Source organism: Heyndrickxia sp. NPDC080065 (genome assembly GCF_050281185.1).
In the GTDB taxonomy this organism is placed as follows: Bacteria; Bacillota; Bacilli; order Bacillales; family Bacillaceae_C; genus Heyndrickxia.
Genome location: NZ_JBNNWS010000013.1, coordinates 67893 through 86865, shown reverse-complemented (window position 1 = coordinate 86865; position 18973 = coordinate 67893). Strand labels below are relative to the sequence as shown.

The window sequence follows — 18973 nt, the reverse complement described above, 5'->3', positions numbered from 1 at the left end:
ATAGTCCGCTAAATAGAGAAAGAAGGGATGAACTGCCATCCCTCTTTTCAAGGTTAAGCAGCAACATCCCTCTTCGTAAATACGCCAAAAGCAAGTGCTATGAAGATAATAAAATATATGAGCAACATAATAATTGAAAATCCTAATGTCATTCCTTCAACTACCGGAATTCCATCAAAATATTTAGTTAAGTCAGTATTAGCAAATAAAATATACTTTGCCCAATCGTATTTCACAGCAATAAGTGCTGTAATATTTCCACCCATTAGTAATAGGAAAATAGAGATTCCAATCGCAAGTGAGCTGTTTCTGAATACCGCTGAAATCATGAAAGCCATCGTTGTTAACATTATTACATCGATTGAAGACAATAAGTACGTCTTTATTAAGTACCAAATCATATTTTGCTCTACTACATGTCCGTCCGTATAGGCAAGGTGTACATTATTACTTCCATCACCTGTACCGAAGAGAAGGAATCCGATTAGCGCGGACGAAACAAACAATATTCCCAGCATGAAAACTCCAAATATAACGACAGTAAGATATTTCGATAATAATATTTTTGATCTTTTTATAGGACGAATTAATAATAATTTAATTGTCCCCCATCCAAATTCACTTGCGACAATCCCTGCTGCTACAATAATTGTAAACAATCCGACAAATGATATTAACATTTTATTATCATTAATAAATGAATAGCCTGTTGATTTATCCGAAGGTCCCATATTATGTTCAAGACGATACTTTTTAATTTCAATCTGCTGCTGAAACTGTTTTTTTGCTAATTTAGGCATATCCTTTAAATCTTGTTCATTAGCTTTTATTTCCGCAGATAATTCTGTTTTCCAATCACTTTGTGACGAGTGCTCCATCTTTGATTCGTAATATTTTGTTAATGCCCCATTTCCAATAATACCGAGAATAATAAGTCCAATCATGACATATGAACCAGGGCGCTTAAAAATTTTTATCCATTCATTTTTAATTAGATTAAGCATTCTTTACTTCCTCCTTGCCTGTAATTTCTAAGAAACGGTCCTCTAATGATTTAGAAATAGCTTTCACCTCATAGATTCGAACTCCTAATTGAATAAGTTCTTCAATAAATTCCGGGACCTGTTCTTTTTCTATTTCAACTTCAATTCCATTTTCCACTGTTTTAAAAGATATACCATTAATTTTTTGCGTTGGTATTAATTGAGTATTCTTATCTACCTCTATAAAATATTTTTGTGTAGTTTCTTCATTAACAAAATCTCTGACATTTTGAACATCTATTAATTTTCCTTTTTGGATGATAGCAATTCGGTCACACATCATTTCCATTTCTGAAAGAAGGTGACTAGATACGATGACAGCCATCCCTTTTTCCTTTGCTAATTTACGTAAATGATCACGTATTTCCCTAATGCCAGCTGGATCCAAACCATTTGTTGGCTCATCCAAAATCATGACCTTCGGATCATGAAGTAGGCTTTGAGCCAAACCAAGTCGCTGCCTCATTCCAAGTGAATAAGTCTTTACTTTTTCATTAATTCGATCGGTTAGACCAACAAGCTCCACTACTTCGTTAATTTTTTCTTTTGTAATCCCTTTTATCATACGTGCATATTGCATTAAATTTTGATAGCCCGTTAAAAATTTATACATCTCTGGATTTTCAACTATTCCACCTACATTACGCATAGCATCTTCATATTCTTTTTTAACATTTTTCCCACAGACCACTATATCTCCAGATGTAATTCCCATTAGACCAACAATCATTCTGATAGTAGTTGTTTTTCCCGCACCATTTGGTCCTAAAAAACCAAACACTTCTCCTTCATTAATATTAAAAGATAAATTATCAATAATTTTCTTTCCTTTAATCACTTTTGTGACATTCTTCAACTCAACAACTGAATTCATTCTTTTCCCCTCCATGATCCTCAATTTCTATCATTTTTGATTTGAACCATTTAAGAACAGACAATCCTTCTGTTTCTCTTAGCTCTTCTACGTTTTTCTGTCCTATTAGGTTTCCTTTATATATCACAAGAACCTCATCAAGTAATGGTTCCACTTCACTAATTTCGTGTGTAGTTATAATAACCGTTTGTTCTTCAAAATTTATATAGGTTAACAAGCTTTTAACAATTGATTCCCTTACCATTGGATCTAGGCCGGAAAATGGTTCATCTAAAAGTAAAATCGGTGTATTTCTTGATAATGCTAAAACTAGTTTTAACCTTCCTCGATTACCTTTAGATAATTGCTTTATTCTTTTTTTACGATCCAATTTCATATCAACTAAAAGTTGACTAGCTTTATTAACATCAAAATCGGTAAATTGGCTGGCATAAAAGTCCATCATATCCTTTACAGTAAAAGAATCATAAAAAATATCAAGCTCTGTCAAATAAGAAACTTTACTAGATATTTTCCTTGTAACAGGCTCATTATTAACCGTTATTTCTCCTTTGTTCGGATATACAAGTCCGCTGATCATTTTTAATGTCGTTGATTTACCGCTTCCATTCGGACCAAGGAGGCCATATATTTTTCCAGCCTCAAAAGTAATTGTTATATCATTAAGAGAGAAATCTTTTCCATATTTTTTTGTAATATTCTTTAACTCAATAGTCACCATTTTCCCTCCTTAAAAACTCTTCAAGCCCAGCCAAAATTTCAGTGTTCGAAAATCCAAGATCTTTCATACTTTTAACAAATAATTGAATAATTTCTATTTGCATTCGTACTTTCAATTGAGTTAGTATTTCTTGATTTTCGGTTACAAAGGTTCCTTGTCCTCGTTTTGTTTCCACAATTCCCACTCTTTCCATTTCTCCATATGTTCTTTGGATGGTATTTGGATTTACACCTGATTGAATGGCCATTTCTCTAACAGAAGGCAGCTTATCACCAGCTTTCAGTTCTCCTCTGACTATTTGCTGATATACACGTTCTGCAATTTGCATATATATTGGTTTGGATGCTAGAAATTCTTCTGTCATTAGCCTACACCTCAACTTTTCGATCTAACAACCAACTTGATAACATAAATAAAAGGATGCCTACTATTGCATAGATAATAATTGGGATAATCGAGACATCGACAAGCTCTACTTTTGCATGCCAAGCATGATTTTGATAATTAAATGACCGATCTAGAGGTATAGATACTTTCCATTTATTTATCCATGTAACAAACCATTTAATTTTTAATAATAAAACTTCTATCGTATTACATACAAAAATAGTTAACACAATGACCAGCCATTTGAACTTTCTTATTGCTGGATACTTACTTAATGAATGGTAAATAGACCAATAAAATAAGATCCAGCAGGAAAGATAAAGACCTATACAAATGACAGATATATCTGCCCAAAATAGGACATTGATTATTCCACTTGTTTTATCAATAACTATGTAGTGAACAATCAATAAGGAATATATTGCAATTACCCCTAGAGAGATAAGCTGATATAATAGTGCAACTGTTATTTTTGACAAAATTAAAAACTTGCTGCTATGAGGATTGTATAACCAAATTTGTGTTTTCCCTTCTAATCTTAAAGAGGTAAGCAACGATATTGGCAGAAAAACTAAATTTCCTACTAAAAGCATAACCACCAACCCTACTGTTATCATTGGTTCTTCAATTCGAACAGCAATAACAATTGAAGCAAGCATAAGTAAAACCATTATAATCAGCCATGTAAAAAACCAAAACCTTGTAATACAAAAATCCTTTTTTAATAAACCTTTAAATGCAGTCATTATTTACCTTCATCTTCCTTTGTATTAGTGTACTATAAAAATAGTACACTAATACATCAAAATATGTCAATAGAAATGTTAAAGTTTTCCCATAAAAAAAAACCGCCATTTTTGACGGTTTTTAACGATCCTTTACGCGAACAATAGGAATATCTTTTAATATTTCCCTAACAACATAACTTGCCATAAACAATCCAGCTGTTGATGGTACAAAAGCATTAGATGATGGCGGCATTTTTGCCTTTCTTATTTCTGCCTCATCATTGCCGACTTCCTTACGAATATCTTCACGAATAACGATAGGACTTTCATCAGAGAAGACAACAGGAATACCTTTACGAATTCCCTCTTTACGCAAGCGAGTACGAACTACCTTTGCAATTGGATCTGTATGTGTTTTAAAAATATCAGCAATTTGTAAACGAGTAGGGTCCATTTTATTGGCTGCTCCCATACTTGAAATGATCGAGATATGACGATTTAAACATTCTTTAATCAAATGAATTTTATATGAAATCGTATCTGAAGCATCAACTACATAATCAGGTTGATAACTAAAAAATTGTTCAGCTGTTTCCTCTGTATAAAACATTTTAAGGGAAATTACTTCACATTCAGGATTTATATCTTTTATTCGTTCTTTCATCAATTCTGCTTTCGATTGTCCTACTGTTGAAAGCAATGCAGGCAATTGTCGGTTAACATTTGTTATATCTATATCATCTTTATCCACCAAAATTAATTTCCCAACACCTGATCTTGCCAATGCTTCAACAGCGAATGAGCCGACACCGCCAATTCCTAATATTGCAACAGTACTATTTTTTAATTTATTTAAACCCTCTTTACCAATAGCTAATTCATTTCGTGAAAACTGATGAAGCACAACTATCATCTCCAAAATTCTACTTTTTTTATTTTTAATCTTACAGAAAATTTCGCCACTACAGCATTTCTTCTTGAATAAGAATATACAAATTAATGCTGAAAATCAATATAAGAAAACCTTTTAGATAATAACAAAAGCGCAAGCGACTTGCTCATCGGCGTACGTATTTCGTAGTCTTCGACTGAGATAAAGGAAACACGGTGAGGTAGTTCACGAGCCGATGTTGACTTATCGTAGGAAGGAGACGGAGAAATCCGCTAGCCGATAGGCGCTGGAGCTAGACGTAAACCTCGCTCTTCATAAAGATATCCACCGTGCGAATATTTTATAAACGAAAAAACGATAATAAAAACCCTCTAAAAAAATTAGAGGGTGGGTATTTTAGTATAATGATAAGCCCCAATCATGCCGTCGCAAAATCCTAATGTTTTGAACCCGCTCTTGGCAGGTGGGTGTTCTGTTTCAGCTTTATACGTCCTTTTTGAAAAGGCATGTATGCAGCGTGAAAACGCCAAACTCCCGTTGGTAATATGTTCGGTCAAAACGAATAGGTACAAAAACGAACATATCAGGACTTATCGTGTTAATAAAATCTTAACATACAGAAGTATATTTTTCAATATTTCTAAAGTTAGAAAAATATTACGTATTTTGACAAAAACCAATTAGTTATTGTTCTTCGTAAAAAATTTTTCTAATGACCAATTTCAATTTCAATGAGTTACAGAAGCACCTTTCTTCGTAACAAAGTTTATTAGTAAGATACTTTGATAATTATTTTTTTCCTAATTTCTCAAATTATTCTTTTATATTTAACGAAAGGTGTAAATCATTTAATTGCTGGTCACTAACGCTTCCAGGAGCTTCTGTTAACAAACAGCTTGCACTTGCTGTTTTCGGGAAAGCGATCGTATCACGTAAATTTGAACGTCCTGCTAATAGCATAACAATACGATCTAATCCAAGGGCGATTCCACCATGCGGCGGAGTACCATATTCGAATGCTTCGAGAAGGAATCCAAATTGTTCATGTGCTTCTTCTTTCGTAAACCCAAGTACTGAGAACATTTTTTCTTGAATGTCTTTTTCAAAAATACGTAAAGAACCTCCACCTAATTCATAACCATTTAATACAAGGTCATATGCTTGCGCTTTTACGTTTTTCGGATCACTTTCTAATTTATCTAAATCTTCTCTTGCAGGCATGGTAAATGGGTGATGGGCTGCATAGAAACGACCCTCTTCTTCGTCATATTCCAATAAAGGCCAATCAGTTACCCAAAGGAAATTAAATTTCGACTCATCAATTAAACCTAATTCTTTTCCAAGCTTTAACCTTAGAGCACCTAGTGCATCAGCAACAACAGAAATTTTATCGGCTACAAATAATAGTAAATCCCCAACAGATGCTTCTAGAATGGAACTTACTTGCTTTTGTTCCTCTTCAGAGAAAAATTTAGCGATCGGCCCTTTTAGACCTTCCTCTTCAACCTTTAACCACGCCAAGCCTTTCGCACCATAACGGGAAACAAATTCAGTAAGTCCATCAATATCTTTTCTAGAATATTTATCTGCTGCTCCTTGTACATTAATGGCTTTAACTTGTCCACCATTTGCAACAGCAGAGGCAAAAACTTTAAATCCTGAATCCTTTACTAATTCGGAAACATTCACTAATTCCATGCCAAAACGCGTATCTGGCTTATCTGATCCAAACCGGCTCATTGCTTCATCATAAGTAAGTCTTGGTAATGGAGTAGAAAGTTCCATATTTTTAACTTCTTTCATTAAACGAGCCATCATTTTTTCTGTCATTTCCATAATATCTTCTTGACTATAAAAGCTCGTTTCAATATCAATTTGTGTAAACTCCGGTTGACGGTCTGCACGTAAATCTTCATCACGGAAACAACGAGCAATCTGATAATATTTATCAAAACCTGAAACCATTAATAACTGTTTAAAAATCTGTGGTGATTGCGGTAATGCATAAAATTCTCCTGGGTGTACTCGGCTAGGGACTAAATAATCACGTGCACCTTCTGGAGTGCTTTTTGTTAAAATTGGTGTTTCAACGTCTAAAAATCCTTCTTCATCTAAGAAACGACGAAAAGATTTAGTCACTTCATGACGCATTTTAAATGTTTCAAACATAGCAGGTCTCCGAAGATCTAAGTAACGATATTTTAAGCGGACATCTTCTGATACCTCTGTTTTATCTTCAATGATAAATGGTGGTGTTTTTGCCTCATTTATCACTTCTACTTTCTCTACTTTAATTTCAATCTTCCCTGTTTTTAAATTTTCATTTACAGTTGACTCTCCCCTTGCAACAACCGTCCCTCGAACATCTAATACATATTCAGAGCGAATTTTCTCAGCGATTGCTAGAGCTTCTTTGGAAATGTCAGGATTAAAGACAATTTGAACAATTCCTGAACGGTCACGTAAATCAATAAAAATCAAACCACCAAGATCTCTTCTTTTTTGTACCCACCCTTTTAATGTAACTGTTTCACCGATATGCTGTTCTGTTACCTCTCCACAATAATAAGTTCTACCAAACATTTTCTAATCCCCCCTACTTACTAAGCTTCTTAAATTGTTCTATAAAATCAGTAAGAGAAACCTCGGTCTGTTCGCCAGTTTCCATACTTTTCACCATGATTATTCCTTTTTGCAATTCATCTTCACCCAAAATGGCAACATATCTTGCATTTAAGCGGTCTGCTGCTTTAAATTGAGCTTTCATTTTTCTGTCAAGATAATCCTTTTCTGCAGAAAACCCTTCTTTTCTTAGTTGCTGCAATAGTACCATCGACTTGTGCTTTGCTTCGTCTCCTAAAGCGACTAAATAGCAATCTACATTATCTTTAATTGGAAGTTCGATTCCCTCAGCCTTTAAGGCAGCAATTAAACGTTCAATACTTAAAGCAAAGCCAATTCCTGGTGTCTCTGGTCCGCCCATTTCCTGAACTAATCCATTATAGCGGCCGCCACCACACAAGGTTGTAATAGCACCGAACCCTTCTGCATTACTCATAATTTCAAATGCCGTATGATTATAGTAATCTAACCCTCGTACAAGTGTAGAATCTATTTCATACTCTATTCCTAATTCCGTTAAGTATTTTAGAACTTGCTCAAAGTATTCACGTGATGCATCATTTAAATAATCTAAAATAGAAGGAGCAGAATGCATCAACTCATGATCACGGTCTTTTTTACAATCTAATATACGAAGGGGATTTTTTTCGAGTCGATTTTGACAATCAGAACAAAATTCTTCAATTCTAGGTTTAAAATGATTAATTAAAGCAATTCGATGAGCAATGCGACTTTCCTTATCACCTAAGCTATTAATAACTAGCTTTAATTTTTTTAAACCTAACCGTGTATATAATTCCATTGCTAATGAAATAATTTCTGCATCAATTGCTGGATCCTCACTGCCCAGTGCTTCAGCACCAAATTGGACAAATTGACGAAAACGTCCTGCCTGTGGTCTTTCATAGCGGAACATTGGGCCATTATAATAAAGTTTTACAGGCTGATTAGCGTAACCAAACATTTTATTTTCTGTAAAAGAACGCACAACTGCAGCCGTTCCTTCTGGTCGCAATGTTAAATTTCTCCCGCCACGGTCATCGAATGTATACATTTCTTTTTGAACAATGTCTGTAGTATCCCCAACTCCTTTTTGAAAGAGCTCAGTATGTTCAAATATCGGTGTGCGAATTTCCTTATACTGGTAATTCCTGCAAATTTTTTTCGCAGTTTCTTCAATAAAATGCCACTTTTCAACCTCACCAGGCATTATGTCCTGGGTACCTCGAGGAATTTGAATAGCCATAAATGTTCCTCCATTTCTAAAAGAAGAGGTGAGAACCAGTTTTTCTCTATCGGGATTCTCAACTCTACTCTGGTCATAAGAATTTCATTAAATATAAAAAAACTCCCAATCCCTTGTATAAAACAAGGGACGAGAGTTTTATTCCCGTGGTGCCACCCTAATTGAAGCAAAAGCTTCCACTTAACACAGTTAACGCCTGCTAGACGTTCACCCCTACTAAGAAACAACTTTTCAAGGAGAAACCTACAAAGTGTTCATTCATTAAGTCATCATGCAGAAATGCTCCCAGCCTCAGACATTTCCTCTCTTTTCATGTGTTTCTTAACTACTATGCTTTATCAATGGTTATATGTGAGTATTTTTATTTTATTTATAGGCTCTTTTCTTAAACTTTGTTTTATAAAAAACAAAGTAAAAATCGGCATTTAGATTTTTACGACGCTAATTTTTTTCCTAATATAAAATAAACACAAATTATATAGGGAAAAGAGCACGTCTCAATACTAATTTAGACTGAGAATAATCCGATAAGCCCAGATCATTTGAAAACAACCTTTTTATAATAATACGAGGCTGGTTTCACGTTGTCAAGGTCACAATCGAAAAAAAGTTATGAACGCTCCAATTTCTTTTTTAATAACTTTACTTCACCTAACGATAAACCAAATTCGGATGCAAGCTCCAATGATGAAGCTTGATTTTCCTTTTGAATAAATTCATGAAAATTTGCACCAAAGATTTGATTAGTTCCATCAGATACCTGTTGGTTTCTTTCATTAGCACGCATAATTATTTTCTCCTTCATATTTTTTAGTCAAAATAAGCTAAATTTATTCAGCGTTTTTCGAGTCAGGTTTTTCCAAAAAAGATTATTCAATTCCGCCACTAAGAGTTTTCTCATTCTTTTAGTCCTTTCAACTATTAACTCGAAAATATGAGAAAGACATCATAAATGTAGTGAATATATCAATTTTTGTCATACTATTATCCTTTCCTTAGATTCATTTTTTCTTCCATAAAAAAAGGAGATTTTTAATATTTTCAAGAATACATAAGAAATACTTTTTATAACTTTTATCGAAGAAGGAGGTGGTGTAAACCATTGAAAAAAGGGTTATCTATGCTTTTAATCTTTATATTTATTTGTTCTGGAAGTAGTTTAAATCCCTTCGTTCATGTGGATGCCGCAACTAAAAAAGTTACCATTAACACTGATATTTTAAACATCCGAAAAGGACCAGGTCTGTCTTATCCAATATTGGAGAAAGCAAAAAAAGGAGATACCTACCCCTTGCTCCAAACGAAAGAAGACTGGTATGAGGTTCAAATTTCAAGCGGGAAAAGTGGGTGGGTTGCAAGCTGGCATGTAAAGGTAGATAGTTTTCAATCTAATTCCTTAACCGGAACCATTAATGTTGATCGATTAAATGTTCGATCCTCTCCAAATCTTTCAAGTACAATTATTGAAAAATTAAATACAGGTGACCAGGTTCAAATTCTTGAGGAAACAGGAGAGTGGATAAAAGTATCATCTGGAAATCAAGTAGGGTGGGTAAGTAGACAGTATGTTGATACACCAAAAAATAATGCTACAGTGCAGTCTTTAAAAACTCCTGAATCAAAAACACAACTTTACGGAAAAATCAAAGTAAGTCAATTAAATGTTCGAAACAAGCCAACATTAGATGGAAAAATTATCGCTTCACTTAATGATGGACAAGTTTTTGAAATACTTAGCGAGTCAAATAATTGGGTAAACATTAAACTTGGGAACCATTCGAATGGATGGATTGCTGGTTGGTTCGTTGAAAAAACATCTCAGGGACCGAATGCCAACAATGAGGATGACTTTACCAAACATGATGAGATTATTATTTTGAATGATGGTACAAATTTTCGCAGTCAGCCAAGTATTCATTCAGCTATTTTAGCTAGAGGCAATAGTGGTGATACTTATCCAATCATTGAAAGGAAAAATGACTGGTATAAAATTCAACTTGCCAATGGCAGCTATGCATATGTTGCATCATGGATAGTGAAATCTACTTTAGTAACAAATAGTAATAAAAAAGTCGACACCCAAAAAGGAATAGAAGGAAAAATAATCATTATTGATCCGGGACATGGTGGAAGAGATTCTGGAACAATAGGATTTTTGGGTACTTTGGAGAAAAACATTACATTAAAAACTGCAAAAATCTTGTATGAGAAACTATTAAATGCAGGAGCAAATGTTTTACTAACTAGAAAGGATGACAATTATATATCCTTGCCATCAAGAGTAAATATTTCGCAAATGAATCAGGCTGATGCTTTTATTAGTCTTCATTACGATAGTAATAATGATCAAAGTGTAACTGGACATACAAGTTATTACTATCATTCAATTCATAAAAAATTAGCACAAGATATTAACCAAGAGATATCCAGCGTAACAGATATCAACGACCGCGGTGTTCGCTTTGGAGATTTCCATGTACTTCGCGAAAACAATCAGCCTGCAGTACTCTTAGAACTTGGATACCTAAGTAATCCACTACAGGAAGCTGCTATTAATAGCAGACAATACCAAGAATTAATTTCAACAGGAATATTTAATGGATTGAGTGAGTACTTTGAATAAGAAATGCGCAAGCGCCGCAGCTCTAGCGTAAGGATTTCGTAGTCTTCGACTGAGATAAAGGAAACACGGCGAAGGACGAGTCGATGTTGACTTATCGTAGGGAGGAGACGGAGAAATCCGCTAGCAGACGGCTGCTTGCGCTAGACAACGCAGACACTTTTTTGAAACTTTTACCCTTTAAAAATTTATACATTCTTACCTTTAAAAAAAGAAGAGGCTGTCTGATAAAGTATCAGACAGCCTCCATCTTTTAACTTTCAATTATTAACGTTACTGGACCATCATTTGTTAATGTTACATCCATCATGGCACCAAATTTGCCAGTGGCAACATAAACCCCTTTTTCTTTTAACATATGATTAAAAAGATTGTACAGGATTTCCGCTTTCTCAGGTTTAGCAGCATCCATAAAATTAGGTCGTCTCCCCTTGCGACAATCCCCGTATAACGTAAATTGGGAAACGGACAAAATTTGACCTCCGACGTCAAGAAGCGAAAAATTCATCTTCTCATTTTCATCCTCAAAAACCCTTAAATTAACGATTTTGTCTGCAAGGTATTTCACGTCTGCCTCTGTATCGTCATGAGTAAGTCCTACTAGCAAGACAAATCCTTTTGATATTTCCCCAATAATTTCTCCGTTAACTTTCACATTTGCTTGCTTACTTCTTTGTAAAACAACTTTCATTGTTGAAATAACCCCTTTAATAGGTAGTTCAAAAAGTCCGGGAAAAATAGCTGTCGAATTTCAGCGTCAGCTTGCTCCTCCGCTCCTCACGTATTAAAAGCATACGCTCTGGTGCTCGGAGTCTACGCTTCTTGAACTTCTCGGCTCTTTTTGTCCTCATTTTTGAACTCTTATTTTAACTCATTATCCGGCGCACAGAATATATATCTGGTATTTGTTTAATTCGTTCGACTACTTTGTGAAGATGGCTTATATTTTGAATGGAAATAGACATGTTAATCGTTGCCATTTTATTACGATCTGAACGGCCGCTTACAGCTGTTATATTCGTTTTCGTTTCATTTACTGTTTGAAGCACTTCATTCAATATACCGTGACGATCATAACCAAAAATTTCAATTTCCACATTATATTCTTTGCTACACGTTACATCCGATTCCCACTCTACGGAAATTAAACGATTTTGATATTCATCAGAAGCTACATTAGGACAATCAGACCGGTGTACAGATACCCCTCTTCCTTTTGTAATAAATCCGACAATTTCATCACCTGGAACTGGATTACAGCACCTTGATATACGGATAAGTAAGTTATCGATTCCTTTAACCGTTACACCAGCATCTCGCTTTTTGTGTTTTGTTGGTGCTTTCATCTCAGAGACAATTTCGTTTACAGCTTCTTCCTGATCCCGTTTCCGTCTTAATTTTTCTGTTAAACGATTGGCAATTTGCAATGCGGTAATCCCATTAAAACCAACAGCTGCATACATATCCTCTTCATTGACAAAATTAAATTTCTCCGCAACACGTTTCAAATTCTCAGGTGTGATTATTTCTTTTAAATCAAAATCCATATTTTTGATTTCTTTTTCTACTAATTCTCTACCCTTTACAATATTTTCTTCTTTGCGTTGACGCTTGAAAAATTGACGTATTTTATTTTTTGCTTGAGAGGTTTGCACTAATTTAATCCAGTCTTGACTAGGACCATAAGAATGCTTGGATGTTAATATTTCAACGATATCACCCGTTTTTAATTTATAGTCAAGGGTGACCATTTTCCCGTTTACTTTTGCTCCTATCGTTTTATTGCCGATTTCTGAATGGACTCGATAAGCAAAATCAATTGGGACAGACCCTGATGCTAACTCTATGACATCTCCTTTTGGAGTAAACACAAATACCATATCTGAAAATAAATCAATTTTTAATGATTCCATAAATTCTTCGGCGTTTTCCGATTCATTTTGAAATTCAAGTATTTCTCTAAACCAAGACAATTTTTTTTCAAATGAAGTTTTTGTGTTCGATGCTTTTCCTTCTTTATATGCCCAGTGAGCTGCCACCCCAAATTCGGAGATTCGATGCATTTCAATTGTACGAATTTGTACCTCTAATGGGTCACCCTTTGGACCAATTACTGTTGTATGGAGAGATTGATACATATTTGTTTTTGGCATGGCAATGTAATCTTTAAATCTTCCAGGCATTGGCTTCCAACACGTATGAATAATCCCTAAAACGGCATAGCAATCTTTTATGCTTTTAACTATAATTCTCACAGCTAATAAATCATAAATTTCATTAAACTGTTTATGCTGTAGTACCATTTTTCGATAAATGGAATAAATATGTTTAGGACGGCCGGAAATTTCCGCTTTGATTGAGACATCTTCTAGTCTTTCATTTACCTCTTCAATTACATCTTCTAAATATTGCTCACGTTCTGCCCGCTTTTTCTTCATTAAATTTACAATCCGATAATATTGTTGAGGATTCAAGTACCGAAGTGCAGTATCTTCAAGCTCCCATTTGATTTTTGAAATACCTAGACGATGCGCTAGAGGAGCAAATATTTCTATCGTTTCGTTTGCAATTCTGCGTTGCTTCTCGATCGGTAAATGTTTTAATGTCCTCATATTATGAAGACGATCAGCAAGCTTAATTAAAATAACTCGAATATCCTGTGCCATTGCTACAAACATTTTTCGATGATTTTCGGCTTGCTGCTCTTCATGGGACTTATACTTAATTTTCCCCAATTTTGTAACACCGTCTACAAGCATAGCCACTTCATCATTAAATGCTTGTCGAATTTCATCTAATGTAATATCTGTATCTTCAACTACATCATGCAAAAAGCCCGCAGCTACAGTTGAAGGATCCATTTCCAAATCCGCTAAAATACCTGCTACTTGAACAGGATGGATAATATACGGTTCACCTGATTTTCGATACTGTTCTTTATGCGCGTTTTCAGCAAACTCATATGCTTTCCTCACTAAAGCAACGTGCTCTTCATTTAAATATTCAGTTGTACGCTCAATAACCTGTTCGGCGGATAATATTTGATCCTTCGCCATATATAAAATCACCTTTATATAAAATAATGTAAAAAATAGTTCGAATATTATAGATATAAAACAAATATAAAGCCTAAGATTAAAATGATTATAATTACTATTATCGAAAAAAAAACGTATAAAGTAAAGTGATTGTTGTAGTTTTTTCTAGAAATTAATGATAATTTGTCGCATTTTATTCATTTCCCTATGATAAAAAGCACCCTAAAAAGAGTGCTTACATATTTCATATTAATAATTCATTAATGTTAAGATATCATAACCTTCAAGGTTCTTTCTACCCTCAAGATAGGAAAGTTCGATAAGAAAAGCTATCCCAGCTACGATTCCTCCAAGTTCCTCAACTAATTTAATAGTCGCTTCAATCGTACCACCGGTTGCAAGTAAATCATCTGTAATTAAAACACGTTGTCCTGGTTTAATTGCATCCTTATGAATGGTTAAAGCATCCTTTCCATATTCTAAACCATATTCTACCTTAATCGTTTCACGAGGAAGTTTTCCAGGTTTTCTTACTGGTGCGAACCCTACCTCTAGTGCATATGCAACTGGGCAGCCAATAATAAAGCCGCGTGCTTCAGGTCCAACAACAATATCAATTTCTTTATTTTTGGCATATTCTACAATTTGATCTGTTGCGTATTTATATGCTTGTCCGTTGTCCATTAATGTCGTAATATCTTTAAATACAATTCCTTCTTTTGGCCAATCAGGAACAATGGTTACAAATTGTTTTAAGTCCATAGCTTTGTTTCCTCCTCAAGCTTTTCAGAACAAGTTATTCTTTTATCAAACCAAGATTTTAATTCTTGATAGGATGAAAATAATAATTCATTTTCTAATGTTATTTTTTCTAATTTCTCCCGGTAGGTTATTGATTCCTGTAAATCTCTTTTTGATTTCACTGGATTAAGAGTAATAAGCCCATCCTTTATTGTAACAAAATCTAGTTCAAAAAACACCATTGACATAAAATCTATTGTTTCTCTAGTCCAACCTCGATGAGTGGCTAAATCATTACCAAATCTGTATAAATCAAAGGACCTACGTTTACTTAAAAATGCATAAAACCATTTAAAATGTTCACGAGTGGGAATTGTACTGAAAAAATGATTTTGTTTTTGATAAAAATAAGTATATATTCGAGCAGGATTTTTCCCCTTGAATAATGATTCTAGTATTAATTTATTTGGAGGGAGATCTAGTAATATTATGTTTCCGCCATTTATATCTAATATTTCTGCTTCATTTATATCACTTAAATGAATGGTTGTCCCGTTTACATCTTGTACAGGTATTCTATCTAATGTGCCATCATTAAATACAATGTAATAACTATCTGTAGTCGGAACGTTTTGCAGCCACTTTTCGGCTGGTTTATTTCCTCTAACATCAAAAAGCTGCCACTCTGATACCATCATATCTTTTAAAAATATTTGCGGCTTTCTAATGTTATTCCATTCATTTATTGCTAGCTCACCAATTACTGAAACGGTTGCCAGCGGTGAGATTTGCGTAGAATAATCACCTAAGCCAAATCCTACACCATCTAATTGAGCATCCGATTTTTCGAAAACAACCTTTAAATGTTTATTATCTGCTCCAATTTGTCGAATTTGATTGATAGAAACATTTTCAAGTAATACTTTTGGCTTCGGATTTGCCATACCAAATGGTTGGAGCAGATTCATTTGTTGTATAGATTCAAGATGAATATCTTCAATAGGAATACATGCATCAATTTCAGTTAACGGTATAAAATCTTCTTTCGTAAGAATATCACTAGCTATTTCATTTAAGCGGGAACGTAAATCCAAGACATTATCAATATTCAATGTCATACCTGCCGCCATGGGATGACCACCAAAATGAGGAAGAATATCACGACAAGTGGATAAATTTTTGAACAAATCAAACCCAGCGATGCTTCGTGCAGAACCTTTGGCCATATTTGTTGATGAATCAAAGCTTAAAACGATTGTTGGGCGATAATACTTATCTACTAAACGAGAAGCTACAATACCAATAACCCCAGCATTCCATCCTTCTTTTCCAATAACTAGAACACTGCTATTTTTCAGTTCAGGAGTCGTTTCAACCATCTTCACAGCTTCATTTGTTATATCATTTACGATGGCTTGACGTTCTTTATTTAATGCATCAATTTCCTCGGCTATATTCATTGCTGTAGTTTTATCATCACTTAATAGCAATTCTACGGCTGGATCCGCACTTCCCAACCTTCCTGCAGCATTTAATCGAGGACCTATTACAAAACCAACTGTTTCTTCATTAATATCAGATATAGAAGTATTTGAAATTTCCAATAGTGACCGGATACCTGGGCGATTCGATTCCGCTAGTTTTTTCAGTCCTTTTTTTACTATTAGTCTATTTTCCCCATGTAATGGAACTAGGTCCGCAATAGTTCCGATAGACACTAAATCTAGTAAATGTTCAGGGACTTTCCCGTATAATGCATGAGCTAACTTAAATGCCACACCGACACCAGCTAATTCCTTAAATGGATAGTTGCTTTCAGGAAGTTTTGGATGGATAATTGTAAAGGCATTAGGCAGGACTGGGCCAGGTTCATGGTGATCGGTAATTATTAAATCCATCCCTAATTCTTTTGCAACGTTTGCCTCATGGATTGCAGCTATACCTGTATCCACGGTTATGATCAGTGTAACACCGATGGAAGCAGCATAGCGAAATGCCTTTTCATTCGGACCATATCCTTCGGTAAATCGATTCGGTATGTAAAATTCAACTTTAGCACCGAGATCCTGTAATACAGTCATCATTACTGAAGTGCTAGTCACACCATCGGCATCATAATCACCAAACACTAAAATTTGTTCACCTTTATCTATCGCTAGACGAATTCTATTTATTGTTGACTCCATATTTAAGAGTAAAAAAGGGTCGTGAAAAGACTCTCCTTCACCATATAAAAAGGTACGAGCTTCCTCGATTACAGTTATTCCACGATTCACTAGTAAAGTAGCTACGAGCGGAGTTATGTTCAATTGATTTACAAGCTGATTAACAGCTTCTTCTTTTGTCTCACGTACAATCCAGCGTGTTTTTGATTTTAACATATATCCACCCCTTTAACCTTTCCTATTATACAATGTACAAGAAATGCTGTCACCCTAAGAGAAAGGCAAAGATAAAAACGAAAAGCAGAAGTGCCTTGCTCATCGGCGTACGGATTTCGTAGTCTTCGACTGAGATAAAGGAGACACGGCGAGGGACGACTCGATGTTGACTTATCGTAGGGAGAAGACGGAGAAATCCGCTAGCCGATAGGCGCTGGAGCTAGACAAACGAAAACCGTAAGATAATATCCTACGGTTTATGAATTAGTTTTCTTGTATGAATTCTATAATTTCTCCATTTGGACCTTCATAAAAAGCTGTCTTCCATCCATTCTTTAAAAAATACGGTCCTTCAATAGGTTGAAAATCTTTTTCTTTGTAACCATTGATCGTCATCATTAAATCAGTTACTTCAAAAGCAAGATGTGCCCGAGTACGTGTAATTGTATCATCCGTTTTCACAAGTTCGATTTGAAAGCCTTCCCCAATTAGAAAAACAATTTCTTCATTTAAAAATTCAACATTTTTAATCCTATGTAAATCGAGGAAGGTTTCGTAAAAGGATATCGATTTTTCTATATCGCTAACTTCTATTCCAAAATGATGAGTTTTCAATTATAAACACTTCCTATAGAAATTATATTTAAAGAGACTTATAAAATGAGATTCATGTCACCAAATTCATGCCATAGGTATTTCAATTCAATTGCTTCTTGATAGGTATTATACAAAAGGTTTTGATCAACAAATGCTGTTAACAAATCCAAATGGCTTGCTTCCGGCTCATGTAAACCCGTAATTAATCCATCAACTACTTGAAGTTTCGTACTTGAAGAAATATACAAATTTGTCCAGCCTTTGTTTGCCTCAACCTTACCAAATTTATTAATAGCTGTTTCAAGTGCACGAACCACTGTAGTTCCAACAGCAATTACTTTCCCGCCCTCAGCTTTTGTTCTTATGATTGCGTCAACTGTTTCTTGACTGATTTCATACTCTTCATAATTTTCTCGAGGACCAAGATTCCATTTGTCATCCATCAAATAACTTAAACCGGTATGGAGCTGAAGGTGCGTGATGTTAATTCCCTTTCTTTGTAATCGAAATAAAAGTTCCCAGCTAAACGCCCTCCCAGCTGAAGGCATTTCAACAGATCCAGGATTTATTCCAAATACCGTTTGATAATAATCCAAACCCCAAGGTTCATTTATATATTCATATCGGACAGGTTCACCAATCCGATAAATTTGATTATAAAGGGCTGAACAACATAAATTAAATTGTAATGTTACAAACGGTTTATGTGGATCTGATTGAACGACGCTTGCTGTTAGTTGTGAAGAAAATCTTATGCTTTCCCCTGTTTTTAACTCTTCACCAACTATTAGAGCTTCCCAGATATTATTATTTTTACGATGGGCAAGCCTAACCTCTATTTCTCTGTTTTCTCCTTCCCTTATCCCTTTTAACACAGCCGGAACCGTTCGACTGGAGTTGACAACAATGAGATCTCCCTTATTTAAATACTGATCAAGTAAAGAAAAATTAGTATGATCAATAGTTCCGGTATCCTTATGGAGAACAAGCAGCCTTACATGATCCCTCCTAATCCCCCTTCTCTCTGGTGGCATCTTTGCATTTAACTCATCTGGCAAGTAAAATTTCATTGCGGTGGCAACC

General features: G+C 34.8%; 16 protein-coding genes, 1 other RNA gene and 1 other annotated feature. Of the genes, 1 reads left to right on the top strand and 16 read right to left on the bottom strand.

What is annotated here, in order from left to right:
- Positions 1–53: 53 nt before the first annotated feature.
- The 10 genes from ACQKP0_RS16540 to ACQKP0_RS16495 form a co-directional block, all read right to left on the bottom strand.
- Complete coding sequence (locus tag ACQKP0_RS16540; RefSeq protein WP_427406941.1) at positions 54–1004, bottom strand: ABC transporter permease; 951 nt, start codon at positions 1002–1004, stop codon at positions 54–56.
- A complete protein-coding gene (locus tag ACQKP0_RS16535) occupies positions 997–1917 on the bottom strand; it encodes an ABC transporter ATP-binding protein (RefSeq protein ID WP_427406940.1) in 921 nt (306 codons plus the stop codon). Before ACQKP0_RS16535 ends, ACQKP0_RS16540 begins: the two co-directional genes overlap by 8 nt.
- Complete coding sequence (locus tag ACQKP0_RS16530; protein WP_427406939.1) at positions 1901–2635, bottom strand: ABC transporter ATP-binding protein; 735 nt, start codon at positions 2633–2635, stop codon at positions 1901–1903. Before ACQKP0_RS16530 ends, ACQKP0_RS16535 begins: the two co-directional genes overlap by 17 nt.
- Positions 2625–3002: a GntR family transcriptional regulator gene (locus tag ACQKP0_RS16525; protein ID WP_427406938.1), complete on the bottom strand. Its 378-nt coding sequence runs from the start codon at positions 3000–3002 to the stop codon at positions 2625–2627. Before ACQKP0_RS16525 ends, ACQKP0_RS16530 begins: the two co-directional genes overlap by 11 nt.
- 4 nt (positions 3003–3006) lie before the next feature.
- Positions 3007–3771, bottom strand: a complete 765-nt coding sequence (locus ACQKP0_RS16520; protein WP_427406937.1) for a hypothetical protein — start codon at positions 3769–3771, stop codon at positions 3007–3009.
- A gap of 121 nt (positions 3772–3892) precedes the next feature.
- A complete protein-coding gene (locus tag ACQKP0_RS16515; RefSeq protein ID WP_427406936.1) occupies positions 3893–4657 on the bottom strand; it encodes a tRNA threonylcarbamoyladenosine dehydratase in 765 nt (254 codons plus the stop codon).
- A gap of 395 nt (positions 4658–5052) precedes the next feature.
- Positions 5053–5238, bottom strand: a non-coding RNA gene (gene ssrS, locus ACQKP0_RS16510) — 6S RNA.
- 220 nt (positions 5239–5458) lie between these two features.
- Positions 5459–7228, bottom strand: a complete 1770-nt coding sequence (gene aspS / locus ACQKP0_RS16505) for an aspartate--tRNA ligase (RefSeq protein ID WP_427406935.1) — start codon at positions 7226–7228, stop codon at positions 5459–5461.
- A gap of 13 nt (positions 7229–7241) precedes the next feature.
- Positions 7242–8513, bottom strand: a complete 1272-nt coding sequence (gene hisS / locus ACQKP0_RS16500; protein ID WP_427406934.1) for a histidine--tRNA ligase — start codon at positions 8511–8513, stop codon at positions 7242–7244.
- A 122-nt stretch (positions 8514–8635) separates the two neighbouring features.
- Positions 8636–8864 (bottom strand) — a binding site (T-box leader).
- A 259-nt stretch (positions 8865–9123) separates the two neighbouring features.
- Positions 9124–9300, bottom strand: a complete 177-nt coding sequence (locus tag ACQKP0_RS16495; protein ID WP_427406933.1) for a hypothetical protein — start codon at positions 9298–9300, stop codon at positions 9124–9126.
- A gap of 315 nt (positions 9301–9615) precedes the next feature.
- On the opposite strand from ACQKP0_RS16495, the gene ACQKP0_RS16490 reads away from it, so the two are divergent.
- Positions 9616–11136, top strand: a complete 1521-nt coding sequence (locus ACQKP0_RS16490; protein WP_427406932.1) for an SH3 domain-containing protein — start codon at positions 9616–9618, stop codon at positions 11134–11136.
- 250 nt (positions 11137–11386) lie between these two features.
- Here the strand turns inward: ACQKP0_RS16490 and dtd are convergent, their stop codons facing one another.
- The 6 genes from dtd to ACQKP0_RS16460 form a co-directional block, all read right to left on the bottom strand.
- Complete coding sequence (gene dtd / locus ACQKP0_RS16485; RefSeq protein ID WP_427406931.1) at positions 11387–11824, bottom strand: D-aminoacyl-tRNA deacylase; 438 nt, start codon at positions 11822–11824, stop codon at positions 11387–11389.
- Positions 11825–11999: 175 nt separating this feature from the next.
- On the bottom strand, positions 12000–14189 hold the full coding sequence (locus ACQKP0_RS16480; RefSeq protein ID WP_427406930.1) for a RelA/SpoT family protein: 2190 nt from the start codon (positions 14187–14189) through the stop codon (positions 12000–12002).
- Between the two features lie 231 nt (positions 14190–14420).
- Complete coding sequence (locus ACQKP0_RS16475; protein ID WP_427406929.1) at positions 14421–14933, bottom strand: adenine phosphoribosyltransferase; 513 nt, start codon at positions 14931–14933, stop codon at positions 14421–14423.
- Positions 14924–17293 carry a single-stranded-DNA-specific exonuclease RecJ gene (recJ, locus tag ACQKP0_RS16470; protein ID WP_427406928.1) on the bottom strand — a complete coding sequence of 790 codons (2370 nt, stop codon included), beginning with the start codon at positions 17291–17293 and terminating at the stop codon, positions 14924–14926. Before recJ ends, ACQKP0_RS16475 begins: the two co-directional genes overlap by 10 nt.
- A gap of 264 nt (positions 17294–17557) precedes the next feature.
- Positions 17558–17908, bottom strand: a complete 351-nt coding sequence (locus ACQKP0_RS16465; protein ID WP_427406927.1) for a VOC family protein — start codon at positions 17906–17908, stop codon at positions 17558–17560.
- Between the two features lie 38 nt (positions 17909–17946).
- On the bottom strand, positions 17947–18960 hold the full coding sequence (locus ACQKP0_RS16460) for an S-adenosylmethionine:tRNA ribosyltransferase-isomerase (protein ID WP_427406926.1): 1014 nt from the start codon (positions 18958–18960) through the stop codon (positions 17947–17949).
- Positions 18961–18973: the final 13 nt, after the last annotated feature.